At 42.8% G+C, this 15,367-nt stretch carries 10 protein-coding genes and 1 pseudogene; 5 read left to right on the top strand and 6 right to left on the bottom strand.

Annotation, left to right across the window (positions count from 1 at the left end):
• Nucleotides 1-354: 354 nt before the first annotated feature.
• Together DXA15_RS09070 and DXA15_RS09065 are read left to right on the top strand one after the other, a co-directional pair.
• Nucleotides 355-2,805, top strand: coding sequence for an ABC transporter permease (locus tag DXA15_RS09070; protein WP_128133825.1), 2,451 nt, complete (start codon nt 355-357; stop codon nt 2,803-2,805).
• 12 nt (nt 2,806-2,817) lie between these two features.
• Nucleotides 2,818-5,226: an ABC transporter permease gene (locus DXA15_RS09065; RefSeq protein WP_128133824.1), complete on the top strand. Its 2,409-nt coding sequence runs from the start codon at nt 2,818-2,820 to the stop codon at nt 5,224-5,226.
• A 313-nt stretch (nt 5,227-5,539) separates the two neighbouring features.
• On the opposite strand, the gene fsa is transcribed toward DXA15_RS09065, so the two are convergent.
• The 5 genes from fsa to DXA15_RS09040 form a co-directional block, all read right to left on the bottom strand.
• The gene (fsa, locus tag DXA15_RS09060; RefSeq protein ID WP_046145530.1) at nt 5,540-6,196 is read right to left on the bottom strand and encodes a fructose-6-phosphate aldolase; all 657 of its coding nucleotides are present in this window, start codon (nt 6,194-6,196) and stop codon (nt 5,540-5,542) included.
• 84 nt (nt 6,197-6,280) lie between these two features.
• Complete coding sequence (locus tag DXA15_RS09055) at nt 6,281-7,537, bottom strand: LVIVD repeat-containing protein (protein WP_128133823.1); 1,257 nt, start codon at nt 7,535-7,537, stop codon at nt 6,281-6,283.
• A gap of 41 nt (nt 7,538-7,578) precedes the next feature.
• Nucleotides 7,579-8,829 carry a porin family protein gene (locus DXA15_RS09050; protein WP_233567033.1) on the bottom strand — a complete coding sequence of 417 codons (1,251 nt, stop codon included), beginning with the start codon at nt 8,827-8,829 and terminating at the stop codon, nt 7,579-7,581.
• Entirely contained in the window at nt 8,813-9,361 is a 549-nt protein-coding gene (locus tag DXA15_RS09045; RefSeq protein WP_007655522.1) for an RNA polymerase sigma factor, read from the bottom strand. Before DXA15_RS09045 ends, DXA15_RS09050 begins: the two co-directional genes overlap by 17 nt.
• 85 nt (nt 9,362-9,446) lie before the next feature.
• On the bottom strand, nt 9,447-10,832 hold the full coding sequence (locus tag DXA15_RS09040; protein ID WP_128133822.1) for a S41 family peptidase: 1,386 nt from the start codon (nt 10,830-10,832) through the stop codon (nt 9,447-9,449).
• Between the two features lie 177 nt (nt 10,833-11,009).
• Between DXA15_RS09040 and DXA15_RS09035 the strand changes: the two genes are divergently transcribed.
• On the top strand, nt 11,010-11,834 hold the full coding sequence (locus DXA15_RS09035) for a hypothetical protein (RefSeq protein WP_128133821.1): 825 nt from the start codon (nt 11,010-11,012) through the stop codon (nt 11,832-11,834).
• Nucleotides 11,835-11,923: 89 nt separating this feature from the next.
• Here DXA15_RS09035 and DXA15_RS09030 read toward each other — a convergent pair.
• Nucleotides 11,924-12,582: pseudogene (locus tag DXA15_RS09030) on the bottom strand (SDR family NAD(P)-dependent oxidoreductase); the annotation flags it as partial.
• Nucleotides 12,583-12,726: 144 nt separating this feature from the next.
• On the opposite strand from DXA15_RS09030, the gene DXA15_RS09025 reads away from it, so the two are divergent.
• Both DXA15_RS09025 and DXA15_RS09020 read left to right on the top strand, forming a co-directional pair.
• Nucleotides 12,727-13,770: an endonuclease/exonuclease/phosphatase family protein gene (locus DXA15_RS09025; protein ID WP_128133820.1), complete on the top strand. Its 1,044-nt coding sequence runs from the start codon at nt 12,727-12,729 to the stop codon at nt 13,768-13,770.
• A 2-nt stretch (nt 13,771-13,772) separates the two neighbouring features.
• Nucleotides 13,773-15,350, top strand: coding sequence for a DUF6057 family protein (locus DXA15_RS09020; protein WP_128133819.1), 1,578 nt, complete (start codon nt 13,773-13,775; stop codon nt 15,348-15,350).
• Nucleotides 15,351-15,367 lie beyond the last annotated feature (17 nt).

Here is a 15,367-nt window from a genome sequence, read left to right as displayed (position 1 = left end):
CCACGAGCAAGGAAAGGAAGGCCCAATTGTAAAAACTATACTCTAACTAATTACAAAAGAGCACTATGAACCTTAAATTGATGACATTGAGTTAAAACTGACGGCAAATGAACCTGTAATGACCAAGTGACTCTGATTTTTAAGGCTTATATCCTTAACTTAATGACATTGAGCTGAAGCAGACGGCAAATAAACCTGTAACGAACAAGTCTTTTTGAGAATGGGATAGTTCAATTTCTATATTTCAAAATATTCTCCCAACTCCCATTGTCTAATATTTAGACAATTTGACTGTATCCTTCAATTATTTTTACTTATTCTTTGTCCTTGCAAAAGAAAGAGGATAGATTTGAAATGCCATTCGAAAAAGAACGGTACGAAAAGCCTAATATCGAATTTATGAAAACTGTCGCTCTAAAACTTGTATTCCGCAGCTGGTGGAGAAACAAGACATTCTCAATAATCTCCATCGTCAGTCTGGCGATCGGCATTGCCTGCACAAACCTGCTGGCCGTATTCACTATTCATGAATATGGAATAGAGAAAGGAAATCCGAACAAAGAACGTATCTGGATACTCAGCCAGGACTGGCCGATGAAAACCGGACAAAAGACTATCTATGCAGGAGGCGATATCCCGGCAATGCTGAAAGAGAAATACAGCGAAGTTGAGAATTATCTCCGGATAAGCGGAAAAACCGTCAAATACATTTCTATTGATAATGTGAAACACGCACCGATTCGTCTCGTCTCCGCCGATCCGTCTTTATCAGAGTTTTTCCCCTATAAAGTACTCTCCGGAAACCTGAAAGAGGCCCTGACCCAACCCGACAAACTGGCCCTTACCGAACAAACTGCCCGAAAACTTTTCGGAAAAACCAATCCGATCGGCAAAATAATACATTTCAGTCTTCCCGATGAAGAGATGAGCACCAAAGGCAGTACTAACAACGAACACGCTTACCAGGTTGCCGCCATCATAGCCGACCGGGAACAATCCTTTTTAAACCTGGAGGCAGTAACAGCTATCTCAGATCCCTTCTATGGCGGTACCAGCCTGTTACTGATGAACAAGCCAATCGACCGGAAAGCATTTGAAGCACAATTGAAAAAAGACAAAATCCCTACTTTACAAGGTGACCTGGGGAATTATTATCTGGATACTTTACAGGAAAGCTACTTCTACACGACCGAAGGACAGAAATCAAACTATCTGAATTTCCGTCAGCCGACATTGCTTTATGTAGGATTAATCTCCGCCATCCTGATTCTGCTAATAGCCTGTTTCAATTATATCAACCTCAACTTCTCACGTCTCCTTCAACAGGTACGGATGATTCATACACAGAAACTGATGGGAGCCAGCCGGAAAGAAATCAACCTGCAACTTTTTCTGGATACCTTCCTGACGGTAATCATTGCCTTCCTCTGCTCGTTGCTGATTACTCATGACCTGCTTCCCCTGTTCAACTCAATCGTAAACGGGCAATTACATTCCTCTTTCTTTTTCAACGGCCAATCATTGCCAGTCATCTGTTGCTTTATCCTGCTGTTATCCATAATTCCGGCAGCCTATATGGGACAAAAGATATCCAGGCTTTCCAACTCCGGCTACCGGGAGTTTTTCACCGGAAATAAAAAGAGGAAGATAGTCACCTCATTATCCATCGCCCAATATGTTATTTCTATCGGCCTGGTCATTGCCACACTGACGGTTAACGACCAACTTCATTTCATCCGCCAAGGAGGAGATAATTATAAAAACCTGATTGAAATAGGAGATTGGCAAGAAGACGGTTCTTATGTCCGTCCCTTTGCCCGGGAACTAAAAAAACACCCGGAGATAAAACACGTATCCCTTGCCGGAAGCTCTATCCTGGACAGTTGGATAACGCAAATCGTCCTGAAAAATGAAGACGGCAGTGAAAACTATACGGCACAAATCGACTATTTCGGCGAACCAGACTTCCTGGACGCCTTACAACTGAAGCTATTAAAAGGCCTTCCTCCCGAACAGGCCGTCGAAAAATATGCCCGTCCGGTATATATCAATGAGAAATATGCAGAGATACTGGTCGGAAAAGGAGAAAACCCGATCGGTAAACCGATTAATGCGATCGATAAAGAGTTCGATGAAGGGAATACAGGTAATGATCCGTCAAATGCACCGGTCACGACAATTGCCGGTATCGTCGAGAACTTATACACACATACACTGGAAAACGAAGTTTATCCTTTTACCATCCAGATCAACAACAGTCCTCAAAATTCGTTCAATTACATTTATATACGCCTCGGCGATGACAGGGAGAAGAGTATCGCCGCCGTACGGGAAGCATGGAATAAGGTAAACCCGGGTAAATATTTCACGTATCAGGATGTTTACCAAAAGTTCCTGCAACGGAACGAGAAAACAACCGAACTCTCCCGGCTGTTGTTTATGTATTCATTGATCAGCCTCTTCCTGACTTGCTGCGGCCTGTTCGGAATGGCACTCTATGCAACCGAACAACGCACCAAGGAAATAGGTATCCGGAAAGTGAACGGAGCGACCAGTCCCCAAATCATGTTACTGCTCAACAGCCAGTTCATATCCTGGATAGGCATTTCCTTTATCATTGCCATTCCCATCACCTGGCTACTACTCAACCGTTGGCTGGAAAACTTTGTCTACCACACGGATATGAGTATCGGCATCTATCTGGCAAGCGGACTGTTTGTCCTGCTTATCACCCTGCTCACAGTCTGCTGGCACAGCTACAAAGCGGCTTCCGGCAATCCGGTCAACGTATTAAGAAGTGAATAAACCGATTACAATATGAAAGCAATCGCATTTAAACTCGTCCTGCGAAGTTGGTGGCGGAACAAGACGTTCTCCATCATATCAATCGTCAGCCTGGCAATCGGCATTGCCTGCACAAACCTGTTGGCTGTTTTCGTCATCCATGAATATAACCTGGAAGCGGATAATCCGAACCGGGATAATATCTACCTGATGGACCAGGATTCACCACTCCAACCCGGCGAACGGGTTTGTTTCATTGTCGGCGGCATTCCGGGCGAAATAAAAGAAAAATATCCGGAAGTAACCGATTATGTACGCATGAATAATACCGGAATGGATTATATAATGGTAAACAATACCCGTTTCGATCCGATCACGATAGTGGTAGCCGATGCCTCCTTCCCCCGTTTCTTTCCCTACAAAGTAGTGAACGGAGACCTGAACGAGGTGCTGACTCAACCGAATAAAATCGCTTTGACGGAAGAATGTGCCCGGAAATACTTCGGCAAAGAAAACCCGATCGGCCAAACGATCACCACCGGCACGAACAATACGATTACTCGTGTCCGGAAAGATGGTACGATAGAAAAGGAAGAAAACGAAACGACCTATCAAGTTGCCGCTATCGTCGAATCGCGCGACCAATCCTATATCTCATTCGATGCATTAACCGGAACCGGAGGAACGCTCAACGGAGGATTGTGCCTCTTAATGACCAATCGCCCTATCGACGCGGATAAATTCGCCGAACAGATCAATAAAGACGGCATGCAGACATTTCTCCCAGGAGGGAAATACCATTTATACACTTTACAGGAAAGCTATTTCCGGAAATATACACAGGAAGGTTTCCTGTTCCTCAACAGCCGCCAGAAGACCTTGCTCTATGTCGGACTGATCTCCGCCATCCTGATCCTGCTGATCGCCTGTTTCAACTATATCAACCTCAACTTCTCACGTCTGCTGCAACAGGTACGGATGATTCATACACAGAAACTTATGGGTGCGACAAAAGCTGATATCAACCGCCAGCTTTTCCTCGATACATTCCTGACCGTTATCGCAGCATTCCTCATCTCCCTGCTGATCACAAACGACCTGATCCCGCTATTCAACTCGATTGTCTCAGGGAACATACAAACATCTTTCTTCTTCAATAAACAGGTATTGCCGATGATCGCCCTGTTTATATTCCTGTTATCCATCATCCCTTCCGTCTATATAAGCCGGAAAATAGGTAAGCTGTCGGCCTCCGGTTACCGCGAGTTTTTCACCGGGAATAAGAAAAGAAGGATCGTAACCGCCCTCTCCATCGCCCAATATACCGTTTCCATCGGCCTGATCATCGCGACACTTACGGTAAACAGCCAACTTCGTTTTATACAAAAAGGAGGAGAAGGTTACCGCGACTTAATTGAGGTAGGTTCCTGGGGAGGAGATAATTCCTACATGCCGGCTTTTGTACGCGAAATAAAAAAAATACCCGGTGTGGAAAATGTGACACTCACGGGAAGCTGTTTATTAAATATGGGGTTATCTACTGCGGACATCAAGAATCCGGACGGAAGCGAAACCCATTATATGAGTGCACAATATATGGGTGGACGTGATTTTCTGAAAACATTAAAGATAAAGATTATGCAGGGAATCGAACCGGACCGTGCACTTGAACAGTTCAAGAATCCGACTTATATCACTCAAAAATATGCAGATCTCCTGGTTCCTCCGGGAGAAAACCCGGTTGGCCAACCGCTGAGTAAATACGATAAAAAGAATGCAGAATATGAGGCAGACGGCAACAAGCCTAAAATGATCGTTGCAGGTATTGTCGAAGACATTTTTGCGAATTCACTCGAAGAAGATGTTTTCCCCAGTATCATCTATATAGTTCAGGATGACGACAAAAGATATGCCTTTGCAGAGATCAAACTCGGCAAAGGCCGCCTGCAAACCATTGCCTCCATCAAGAAAGTATGGGAAAAGATGAATCCCGGTAAATATTTCACTTTTCAGGATGTTTATAAGGAGTTCATGCAACGCAACAGCAGGACAACCGAACTGGCGGAATTAATGATCATGTACTCGCTGATCAGTATTTTCCTGACTTGTTTCGGGCTGTTCGGAATGGCTTTGTATGCTACGGAACAACGCACCAAAGAAATAGGCATCCGGAAAGTAAACGGTTCCAGCACTTTAGGGATTATGTTTCTACTGAATAAACAGTTTGTCGGCTGGATCGGAATAGCCTTCGTTATTGCCGTTCCTGTCTCATGGCTTTTCCTCAACCAATGGCTGGAACACTTTGCCTATCATACGGAAATATCCGTTTTCCACTTTCTGCTCGGTGGATTCAGTGTACTTTTTATAACGCTGCTCACCGTCAGCTGGCATACTTACAAAGCAGCTTCGGGCAATCCTGTCAAAGTTTTAAGAAGTGAATAACAACTAAGCTCAAAGGCTACTTACTTTAAGGACAAAAGCTATAGCTTCTAATCTCGAAAGCTATAGCTTTTGCATCATACCACCCCGGTGACGTTTCATCATCACCTAGGTGGCATTCCGGTATCATCCCGGTGATATATCGGACAGAAATTATATGTTTTCAAATGTTAATAGTGACAAACTCGAGGTCAAAAGTAGGGACCTTTTTACCCCGGTTGTAAGCCGTTTTCACCGTAACACACTGATAATAAGCCGTGACAAACTTTTTGCTGCCCCCTATAAAACAAAGAAAATATTATTTGTCACCGACGGCCTATCCGTTCACCTTTTTATAGTCGGCCAGGAAGGTTGCCAGTCCGCTATCGGTAAGCGGGTGTTTCAACAAACCTTTGATAGCAGCCAACGGGCAGGTTGCCACATCGGCTCCCGCCTCGATACATTGGATAATATGTTGTGTGCTACGGATAGAAGCAGCAAGCACCTCCGTCTCATAACCATAATAAGTATACATTTCCACTATTTTGGCAACCAGTTCAATTCCGTCACTGGATATATCGTCGAGACGTCCGACAAACGGAGAGACATAAGTAGCCCCGGCCTTTGCCGCCAAAAGAGCCTGACCACGGGAAAAGACCAGCGTACAGTTCGTACGGATACCTTTGTCCGTAAAATATTTAATTGCCTTAATCCCTGCTTCAATGCAAGGAACTTTTACTACGATATGCGGATTCAGGGCAGCCAGTTCCTCCCCTTCTTTGATCATTCCTTCATAATCGGTAGAGATCACCTCGGCACTCACATCGCCATCCACGATCTCGCAAATCTTTAAATAATGTGCCCGTTGGTTTTCCACTCCTTTAATTCCTTCTTTGGCCATCAATGACGGATTGGTCGTCACACCATCCAACACGCCCAAATCATTCGCTTCCCGGATCTGATCCAGGTTCGCTGTGTCTATAAAAAATTTCATCGCCTTATTTGTTTATGATTCTATTTAAATAACAAATTCATTCACTGATAGTTCTAATGTATTCAAAAGAAGATCAAAAAATGATTACTTCTTCACCGCAATCTTACTCAACAACCGAATCTCCTTCAAATCCGAATAATCATACTGGTAAATACCGTCTTCGGCAATCATCATCAATACATTATTATAAGGGATCACATCATAGCCCTCCATACCGGAATAATGGGCCAGGCGGTTTGCCATCAGAGTCTGCGGGTCATTGGCATTATAGATCTTCAAACCATCGTCACAAAGGAAAAGCGTACCGTTATCGATACCCAATCCTTTCGGTTTAGTCATCGTATAAGCAACGATCGGCTGGGGACGTTTCACGTCACTGACATCCAATATGATCAGTTCATTAAAATTCTGTCCGCAGTTATTACCTGCATGGACTGTCACATAAGCAATATCATCTTCCACAACGACCGGATCACAACCATACACATGCGACATAAACGACTGATATTCCGGATTTACAGGATCGGCCACCGAATAAATCAACATACCGGTCGGAGTTCCCATAAACATACAATCCTTATAGCTGAAAATGGTTTCCACATTTCCTCCGATATACATATTATCTGCCGCTTTCTCCGGCTTGGCTCCCCCCAGATTAAAAATACTCATCTGATTATTCAAGACAACATATAGATAATCCTGATAAAGACCAAAGCGGGACATGGAGCCATTCACACCTGTAGAACCACCACTGCTATTGCTTAAAGCCATATCATAATAGATTTCTTCATTCTTGTAATATTCATACGTTATTGTCTTTTCCTTTTTAGTCCAGCCGACAACAACGCCTTTCGTTTTTGCCTCTTCCGAAAAACACATCTGATAATCGATCTCACCTTCTTCCACCGGCGGTAAAGTTTCAAACACATTTTCCAAACGGTCTTTCAAAACGGGAAGAGCCGGATTGGCAATATCGAACCAAATCAGGTCCACATAGGAATCGGCATACAACATATTATTACGAATGGCTATATCCGCATTCCCGATCAACTCAATAAAACCTGTGGCACGGGGAGAAGAAGGATTCCGGTTGTCAATGATATGAATACCTCTTCCCGGTTCCGATACATACAGATACCCCTCATAAAAACAAATCTTACCTTGCTGAGTAATTTCTTCGGGTTGTGTTTTTACTTTCACTGACGAACGGAAAACATCGGCAGGCATAAATACAGGTTCATTCATGGTCAACGTAATCGTCTCCCTCACTTTCATATCATCGTTGCATCCGCAAAGCAAACAGATCAACGACACACAAAACAGACTCATTAGTTTTTTCATCTTCAATACATTTAGTGGATAAATACTTATAGTTCTTTCAATTAAAAATCAAAACGAATACCTGCACCAAGTCCGATAATCACAGAATTCTCTGTCCGGATGCTCGGCGGCTGGTCATTATCAAAATAATGCGAAATACGTGGTTCGAAATAAAAACTCCAATCCCTGTAAAAACGATAGGACACACCGGCAGAGGCATTCAAGGACCATTGAAGGCCGTTTATGCCTTTCTTCTCAACATTATTTACCTGTTCAAACTGCCAGAACCTGTTCTCCGTCTGTTTGGACCGTAACCCTTTTTCCATCATAAAGCCGCCCGACAGGTATATTTTCCATCGTGGATTTTGCCAAAGAGAGACAACCAGATTGACAGGTATACCCAGATAATGAAGTTCCAGACGGGACTTATACTGAACTTTATCCCATGCTGACAGATTGGAAGATAAATAAGTATATACCAACCCTGTCTCCACCCCGATATAACGATTGAAATCTTTCCGGACTGTCACACCGAAAGAGAGAGGCAATGCTGCATCCACATCTGTATATTGTTCAGGAGGCAATACATTCGAATTCTCAAACAAAGGCGGCTTGACCGGAGGAGGAGATACCTCTCCCGGATTACCCGGAGTTATACTACTCGAAGGATCATCCATATCCGCTACAAGATCCCCATTTCCGAGTCCTAGCGAGACATGACCACCAGTACCGAAACCTGCATTGACAGACCATCCGCCTTCCGCTGTCTTTTTCTTACCGGCAGAAGAGAAATTATATTTTTTCGATTCATAGCTATACAAATCCTGTTGCTTCTGTTTCTTTTCCGGCTGCTGCACCGTTTTTTCTTGTTCCTGTATTTCTTCTGCGACTTCCGCTTCCGATACTTCATTTTCAGTTATTTGCAATGGCTTGTCAGGTCTCGCGGCAGCAATCAGTTTCTTCGCTGGTACAGACTCAGTAACAGATGGTTTCGTTTTTTCCGGAATGTTCTCCTGAATCTCCTGATATATTTTCTCTTCATCCTGAACGGAAGCCACTGGCGGTACCACGCCGTCATAGGATCCGTCCCCTGCCCGAAAGGGTAAAAACAAAAACAGTAATGCAATGACGGCAGCAGCCACAGAACTTCCGGCCCACCACAACCATTTCTGTCCGCGGGGCTTCATATGAGGCTCGATATCCTCCCAGCAAAGATCATCGACAGGTAACCGGTGATCTTCCAGTTTCTGCTTCATGAATTCGCTGAAATCATCCAACTGTTCTCTATGATCCGTATCACTGCGCATCTTCATGCATAATTAATGATTGAACACTTTTCTGTAACACTTTCCGCGCCCTGATAAACTGTGTCCGCGAGGTTACTTCGCTTATATGTAGCATTTCTGCTATTTCACTGTGAGAATATCCCTCTATCGCATAGAGGTTGAACACCGTCCGGTAGCCATTCGGCAAACGGGCAATACAAGCATGCAGGTCATCTGCCGACAAACGGTCTAAAGCCGACACATCGACCTCATCAGCCAAATCCCCGCAGTCATCAAAGTTTACGCTTAACCGGATTGCATCATTTTTTCGGAGATATTCAAGAGCTGTAGTAACGAATACCCTGCGTACCCAACCGGGAAACGCACCGGATCCCGTATAACTTCCGATCTTTGTGAATATCTTGATAAATCCGTCCTGCAACAAGTCGCGAGCTGTTTCCCTGTTATTGACATACCGCATACATACACTCATCATGGCAGGAGCATACAGCTCGTAGACTTCTTTACGAGCCCATGACTCCCCACGTTTGCATCCGGCAATTAACAGCTGTTCGTCCATAGGTAATATTACTCTCTATCTGTATGATGAAAAAGCCTCTCCTAATGTTGCAGCTATAGTGGAGAAAAATAAAAATAAATAATTATCACTCGATATATAATACCATATTATTTCTAATACTCTGTTGGGGAGAATAAGAAATATCCAAAGGAACAGGCTTTGAAGCAGAACGCACCGATTTCAATGAAGACCGACCTGTTATTTCGTAAATAGCCTCTGCCAACAAAGGTTCATTCGTTTCTCCAAAACTTACCAAGTTCCAATTAAACTCATTGATCCTTATATCAGGAGAAAAACCATCTGCATAATCAGCCTTACCTTCCTTATTATAACTACGGAATGTAACAGGTGAAAAAATCCACCCATATTTCTCCGATTCGTCATAAACACTCATCCCTACCGTTTTACCGAAAGTTTGTACACCGATCAAACGAACATTATTACCCAGATAAGGCTTCAAAGAATTGATAACAAGTTCAGAAGATGAAGCAGTATTGCTTCCTGTCAAAACGAACAACCGTTTCAAGTTGAGATTTCCAGATCGGACCTCTGATGTTTTCAGGAGAGGTATCACATTATTCTTACTTTCGTTTTTGTCATTATATTCCAGTTTACAAAATGTATCTCCCAACACACTTTCAGGAGCAAGTAAAGAGGCCAGTAACTGGGCACATCTCACATCACCACCGCCATTATACCGTAAATCGAGCACAAACTCATTTACATTCCGGCTTTTGAACTTTTCAAATAATTGTTGCAGGTAAAGATTATAACTCATATCGTCACGCCCATCCGGACCGATAGTAAAATGATTATACATCAAATAACCGATACAACTATTACCGATAGTATAAACCGAATCTTTCAGAAAAGGGGTATCTTCCACAACACGGGATGCTCCCAAAGCTATTTCTTTGGTCGGAATAATAACCTCCCTATCCTCATCATATCGTGCCAGTTGAAGAGACACACTGCCTCCGCTTCTCAATATATCATAATTTTGAATCGTGCCTTCTGCCCCATTTACACCCAGAATCCAGTCACCACGTTTCAACCCGGCTTCCTCGGCCGGTGAGTCCTTTAATACATAAAGGACAACAGCTATTTTATAAATGTTATTCCCACTTTTTAAATTGGAAGTAGCGAAATCGAATCCATACGAATCTCTATCATTAAAAATACTTTTCGTCGCTACCGCCTTTTCCAGAGTTGAATAATAATGATGGCCTTCGGGCAGGTCTTTCCCGTCTTTATCTGATAATAAAGAAAGCAAAAAATCCTTCGGTTCCGCATCAAAGTTCAACGTGTTTTTTTCAGGAAGTTCAGAATACCAAAGATAGTTTTCTCTCATAATCCTTTCTATCCACAGATTCACATCATTATCTGTTTTTGGTCCATTGTTATCCTCCTTCTCGCAAGCTGCAAATGACAGCGAAAATAAAATAACCAGTATATAACTTTTAATTTTCATACGTAACATTCCTTTCTTTTTCTTATTAAAGGCAAAGATATGCTATATTTTCTCCTGCTAGCAGCCTCTACAAGAATTAATATGTAGTTTTTCTACTATTTTAAGTAAAAACAAGATCAATAAATATCTTATTTTAAGTAAATAATCTATCTTAGCGTCAATAAAATGATGTTGTGTATGAAGCGGGGATATTTTATAATTATAGCACTAGTGACATGTGTATGCTGTGGGCACGCACAGTCTGTTTTTGACTATGTTCTGAATGGTGATGGGAAAATGACTGCCATTCCCAAGTTTCAAAAATTCAATTTCAATATTCCTGAATTTTCATATAAAACATATACTCCTTCTCTAAGGACGGAGTTGGAGAAAAAACTCAGGGAATTCACTCCGGACTTTCCTGAAATTCAAGATCAACGTCCGATGGATATGCAGGTTCTGTCAGCCGCTTACCGTCCGTTCTTTAATCCGTTTACTCCAATGCTACGCCGCGTATCTCCAATGGCACTCGATTTTCAAGAGTCTAGTTTTACCCCGATCAGCGAAACAACCGGTCTGCTGACAGTCGGAGAACAATTTACCTGGCCAGGAGTAGGAGGACTTACAAGGGTTAGTTCATCATTAGTATGGCACCAGGACCGATGGACACTTACAGGAGGTACATTTGCCGGACGTTACTTCACGCCGTTCAACTACAGTCCTGACTTTATGGGAGGTGTTAATGCCACTGTCAGCATTGAGGTGGTCGACTGGATGACTGTCAAAGGTTGGGGGCAATATGCATTCTATCAGAAAGGAGAACGAATGAATCCTCACATGTTGCTGAATCCCTATTATAATCATACAAGCGTAGGAGGTGCTTTTGAATTTAAAGTAAAAGATAATTTCAGCTTCGGTGTCGGAGTAAATTATGAATATAATCCCTGGAACAAACGTATGGATCCGCAGTTCCTGTTCTATCCGGCGTTCAAAGGCAAAAATATCAGGATAGGCATTAATTAACGTACCGATTATTCATAAATCATCTTCTTAGTCATCCCGCCGTCTATTACAATATTCTGGCCGTTGATGAAATCATTTTCCGGGGCAGCCAGGAAAAGGCAGGCGCTTGCTATATCTGAGGACGCCCCACACGTCCTGACGGATGCTGGCTATGGTCCGACCGTTTCAGCAAACGGTAATCTTCATTCTGTATCCATCCCGGACTGATACTGTTTACAGTAATATTATAATCACTGAAAGACAATGCTAGCGCATGTGTCAACGAAACAATCCCCCCTTTGGAAGCAGCATAGCATTCCGAACCGGGTTCGCTTTGGAGATAACGGGTAGAAGCGATATTGATGATCCGGCCGTAACGCTGTTTCCCTTCCTCATTATTCCGATGGATAGCCAATGCCCGCGAAGTTATAAACACCGGCCGCAGGTTTGTTGACAACACTTTATCGAACTGTTCAATGCTCGTTTCGGCCAATGGAGAAAACTCACTGATTCCCACATTATTAACAATCACATCTATATCTCCCCACATGTTGAAAAGCCTGTTGATAACTTTTTGAAGAGCTTCCGGATCACTTGCATCAGCCTGGAAGAACTGGACGAAAGTAGGTAATAGATCGCAAAGACGCGAAGCCGCTTTTTCATCTGTATCACAAAAAGCGACCCTTGCTCCCACATTACAAAATGCAGTCACAATAGCTGCACCGATACCTTTAGCACCACCGGTGACAAAAACTCTCTTACCGTCCATACCCTGTTCTGTGTTTGATTGTCTGCTGCAAAGATAACAAAAGAGTCTTGTAAAACTGTTGTAACACTAATAAATAAAAAATTCACCCCTATTTATCCGAAATTTAATTAATTTCGCGGAGCTAAACAAAATTACATAAACACCATGAAAAAAGGTCTATTCGCAACAGTTCTACTGTTTATGATCACTTTCTGTTTCTCTTCTTGTCAGAAAACAGAAACATTTAAAGTTCTCCAGTTTAATATCTGGCAAGAAGGAACCGTAGTAGAAAACGGATTTGATGCCGTTGCAGATGAAATTGTTCGTAGCGATGCCGATTTCGTTACATTGAGCGAGGTACGAAATTACCACAACACACGTTTCTGCGACCGTATCGTTGAAGCTCTCAAAAAACGCGGACAAACATATTACTCATTCTACACGGAAGATTCAGGATTATTAAGCCGCTATCCCATCAACGACAGCAGTACTGTTTATCCTTTGAACGACGACCGGGGAAGCATTTATCGCCTGGTAACGAAAAAAGGGAACCAGGAATTTGCCGTATACACTGCCCATCTGGATTACCGCAATTGTGCTTACTACGATGCCCGTGGATATGACGGTAACAATTGGGAAAAAATAGAACCTGTTACGAATCTGGACTCGATCCTGGTATTGAACCGTGCATCCGTGCGTGACGATGCTATCGCCCGTTTCATCAAAGAAGCGGAAAAAGACAAGGCGGCAAGCCGTATCGTTATTCTGGGAGGTGACTTCAACGAGCCTTCTCATCTGGACTGGACGGAAGCAACTAAAGATATGCGCGACCATTATGGCCAGGTTGTTCCCTGGGACGTATCCGTTATGCTTGAAAAAGCCGGATATAAAGACTCCTATCGCGAAAAATATCCGGATCCTGTCACTCATCCCGGATTTACCTGCCCGGCAGATTGCCCGGACATTGCCTTAAAAAAACTGGTCTGGTCACCGGAAGCCGATGATCGCGACCGTATAGACTTTATCATGTACGCACCTTTCAATGGACTGAGCCTGACTGATGTAACAATTATCGGTCCTAAAGGAGATATACTTCGTGGTGAACGTATTATAGAAGAAACAGTCGATCCGATCATCGAACCACTTGGAGTATGGCCTACCGACCATAAAGCAGTTTTGGCAACCTTCCAGTTCATTAGACATCTATAGAAATGAATAAAACACATAAATACAGTTGGTTAACCTTTATACCGGCAGGTATTGCCTGTTTTTATTTTTACTTGCACACCTGCCCCTATCATTTGCTTCACAAAGAACAGACGACACTTTTTGTCTATGCCTCAGAAGTTTTATATTCTTATTTGAATAAACCCGCCGTATTATCTTGTTTGACCGGCGATTACCTGACTCAATTCTTTCGTACCCCGGTAACGGCTTCCATTTTGATGGGGGGTATTATGCTAGTATTGGGATTGATCTGTTATGCCGCATTTCGGAAATGGACAAACGGCTGGCTAGCCATCATTCCAGCTATCACTATCATGAGTTGGGAGATGATGCGTTCTTGCGGATTGCTTTACCCTTTATCTTCCACAATATCTTTAATTGGTGGTGGATGTTTATTTCTTCTCTATGATCCTATAAAGAACAGATATTTACGCATCGGAGCCGTTTTTTTCGGAATCGTTTTAGGATATTGGTTGTTCGGGTATGGAGTTTTTATCTTTCTGATTTTCGTGTTGATTTCTTCCCTAATACACAAAAGGAATAGATTATGGAACTGCCTGGCAGCCATCATGACGATTGTTTTACCGGGAATATGCAGTAAAAGTTATTTACTTACCTACAGCCAGGCCAGCCAATATCCTGCTACCTCCTGGTGGGATACCCCTAATTCTTTATACGAACGATTGATAGGACTCGATATTGAAGCTGAGGCAGGACATTGGGACAAAGTCCGTGAATTATCTTTCCCCGAAGAACACATAAGTGCTTGCAGTTATTATTATAATTTAGCAAATGCTGTTGAAAATAAACTGCCTGACAGACTGATGTATTATTACCAACCGGGAACCGAAGGTCTATTCATACCTATCAGTTCCTCCTCTTCTTATCTTTCTTCATTGTATGCCAATGAGGTCTGGTTCCATTTAGGTGACATGACGATGGCCGAACATGCAACTATACTGGGTATGATCTTTTCTCCCAATCACACAGGTAGCCGTATGGTAAAGCGATTGGCAGAAATCAACCTGATCAACCGAGATGAAGAAGCTGCCATGAAATACTTGCGCATTCTGTCAAAAACAAAATTTTACAGTCAATGGGCTAAAGACAGAATCCCCGGAAAAGAAAGCGACTCCGTCAAACGATGGTTAAAAGAAAAAAGGGCATTTATTCCTAAAACAGATACGATACGTATCTCCACAACCGATGTCGTCAAATCACTCCGGCTTCTACTTGCGAGTAACCCTAAAAACGAAATGGCACGCGACTATTTGCTTTGCCTACATCTGTTGGCAAAAAACTTGCCTGCTTTTATTGAAGACTATCCGAAACAACCGGGGAAAGCCCCCAAACGGTTATATGCCGAAGCATTGATGATTGATCTTGTTCGTCACCACGCCTCTGGTAAAGAAATACAGGAGACCATTATAGATCCTACTGTCGTACAAGATTTTAAAGAATATACTCGTTTACACCGACAATCAAAAGGAGACCCACAAGCATTGACCGGCAAATTCGGGAAAACCTACTGGTACTATTATCATTTTGCACAAAACCAATAAAAAGAAATAAAGATGAT

The organism is Parabacteroides sp. AM58-2XD (assembly GCF_003463685.1).
Taxonomy (GTDB): Bacteria; Bacteroidota; Bacteroidia; order Bacteroidales; family Tannerellaceae; genus Parabacteroides; species Parabacteroides segnis.
The sequence above is the reverse complement of the archived record's forward strand: the minus strand, read 5'-3'. Positions and strand labels throughout refer to the sequence as shown.

Coding starts and splice junctions, on each gene's coding strand:
- fsa (WP_046145530.1), bottom strand. CDS start 6,196: ATGAAATTTTTTATAGACACAGCGAACCTGGATCAGATCCGGGAAGCG.
- DXA15_RS09035 (WP_128133821.1), top strand. CDS start 11,010: ATGAAGCGGGGATATTTTATAATTATAGCACTAGTGACATGTGTATGC.
- DXA15_RS09070 (WP_128133825.1), top strand. CDS start 355: ATGCCATTCGAAAAAGAACGGTACGAAAAGCCTAATATCGAATTTATG.
- DXA15_RS09025 (WP_128133820.1), top strand. CDS start 12,727: ATGAAAAAAGGTCTATTCGCAACAGTTCTACTGTTTATGATCACTTTC.
- DXA15_RS09055 (WP_128133823.1), bottom strand. CDS start 7,537: ATGAAAAAACTAATGAGTCTGTTTTGTGTGTCGTTGATCTGTTTGCTT.
- DXA15_RS09040 (WP_128133822.1), bottom strand. CDS start 10,832: ATGAAAATTAAAAGTTATATACTGGTTATTTTATTTTCGCTGTCATTT.
- DXA15_RS09020 (WP_128133819.1), top strand. CDS start 13,773: ATGAATAAAACACATAAATACAGTTGGTTAACCTTTATACCGGCAGGT.
- DXA15_RS09045 (WP_007655522.1), bottom strand. CDS start 9,361: ATGGACGAACAGCTGTTAATTGCCGGATGCAAACGTGGGGAGTCATGG.
- DXA15_RS09050 (WP_233567033.1), bottom strand. CDS start 8,829: ATGAAGATGCGCAGTGATACGGATCATAGAGAACAGTTGGATGATTTC.
- DXA15_RS09065 (WP_128133824.1), top strand. CDS start 2,818: ATGAAAGCAATCGCATTTAAACTCGTCCTGCGAAGTTGGTGGCGGAAC.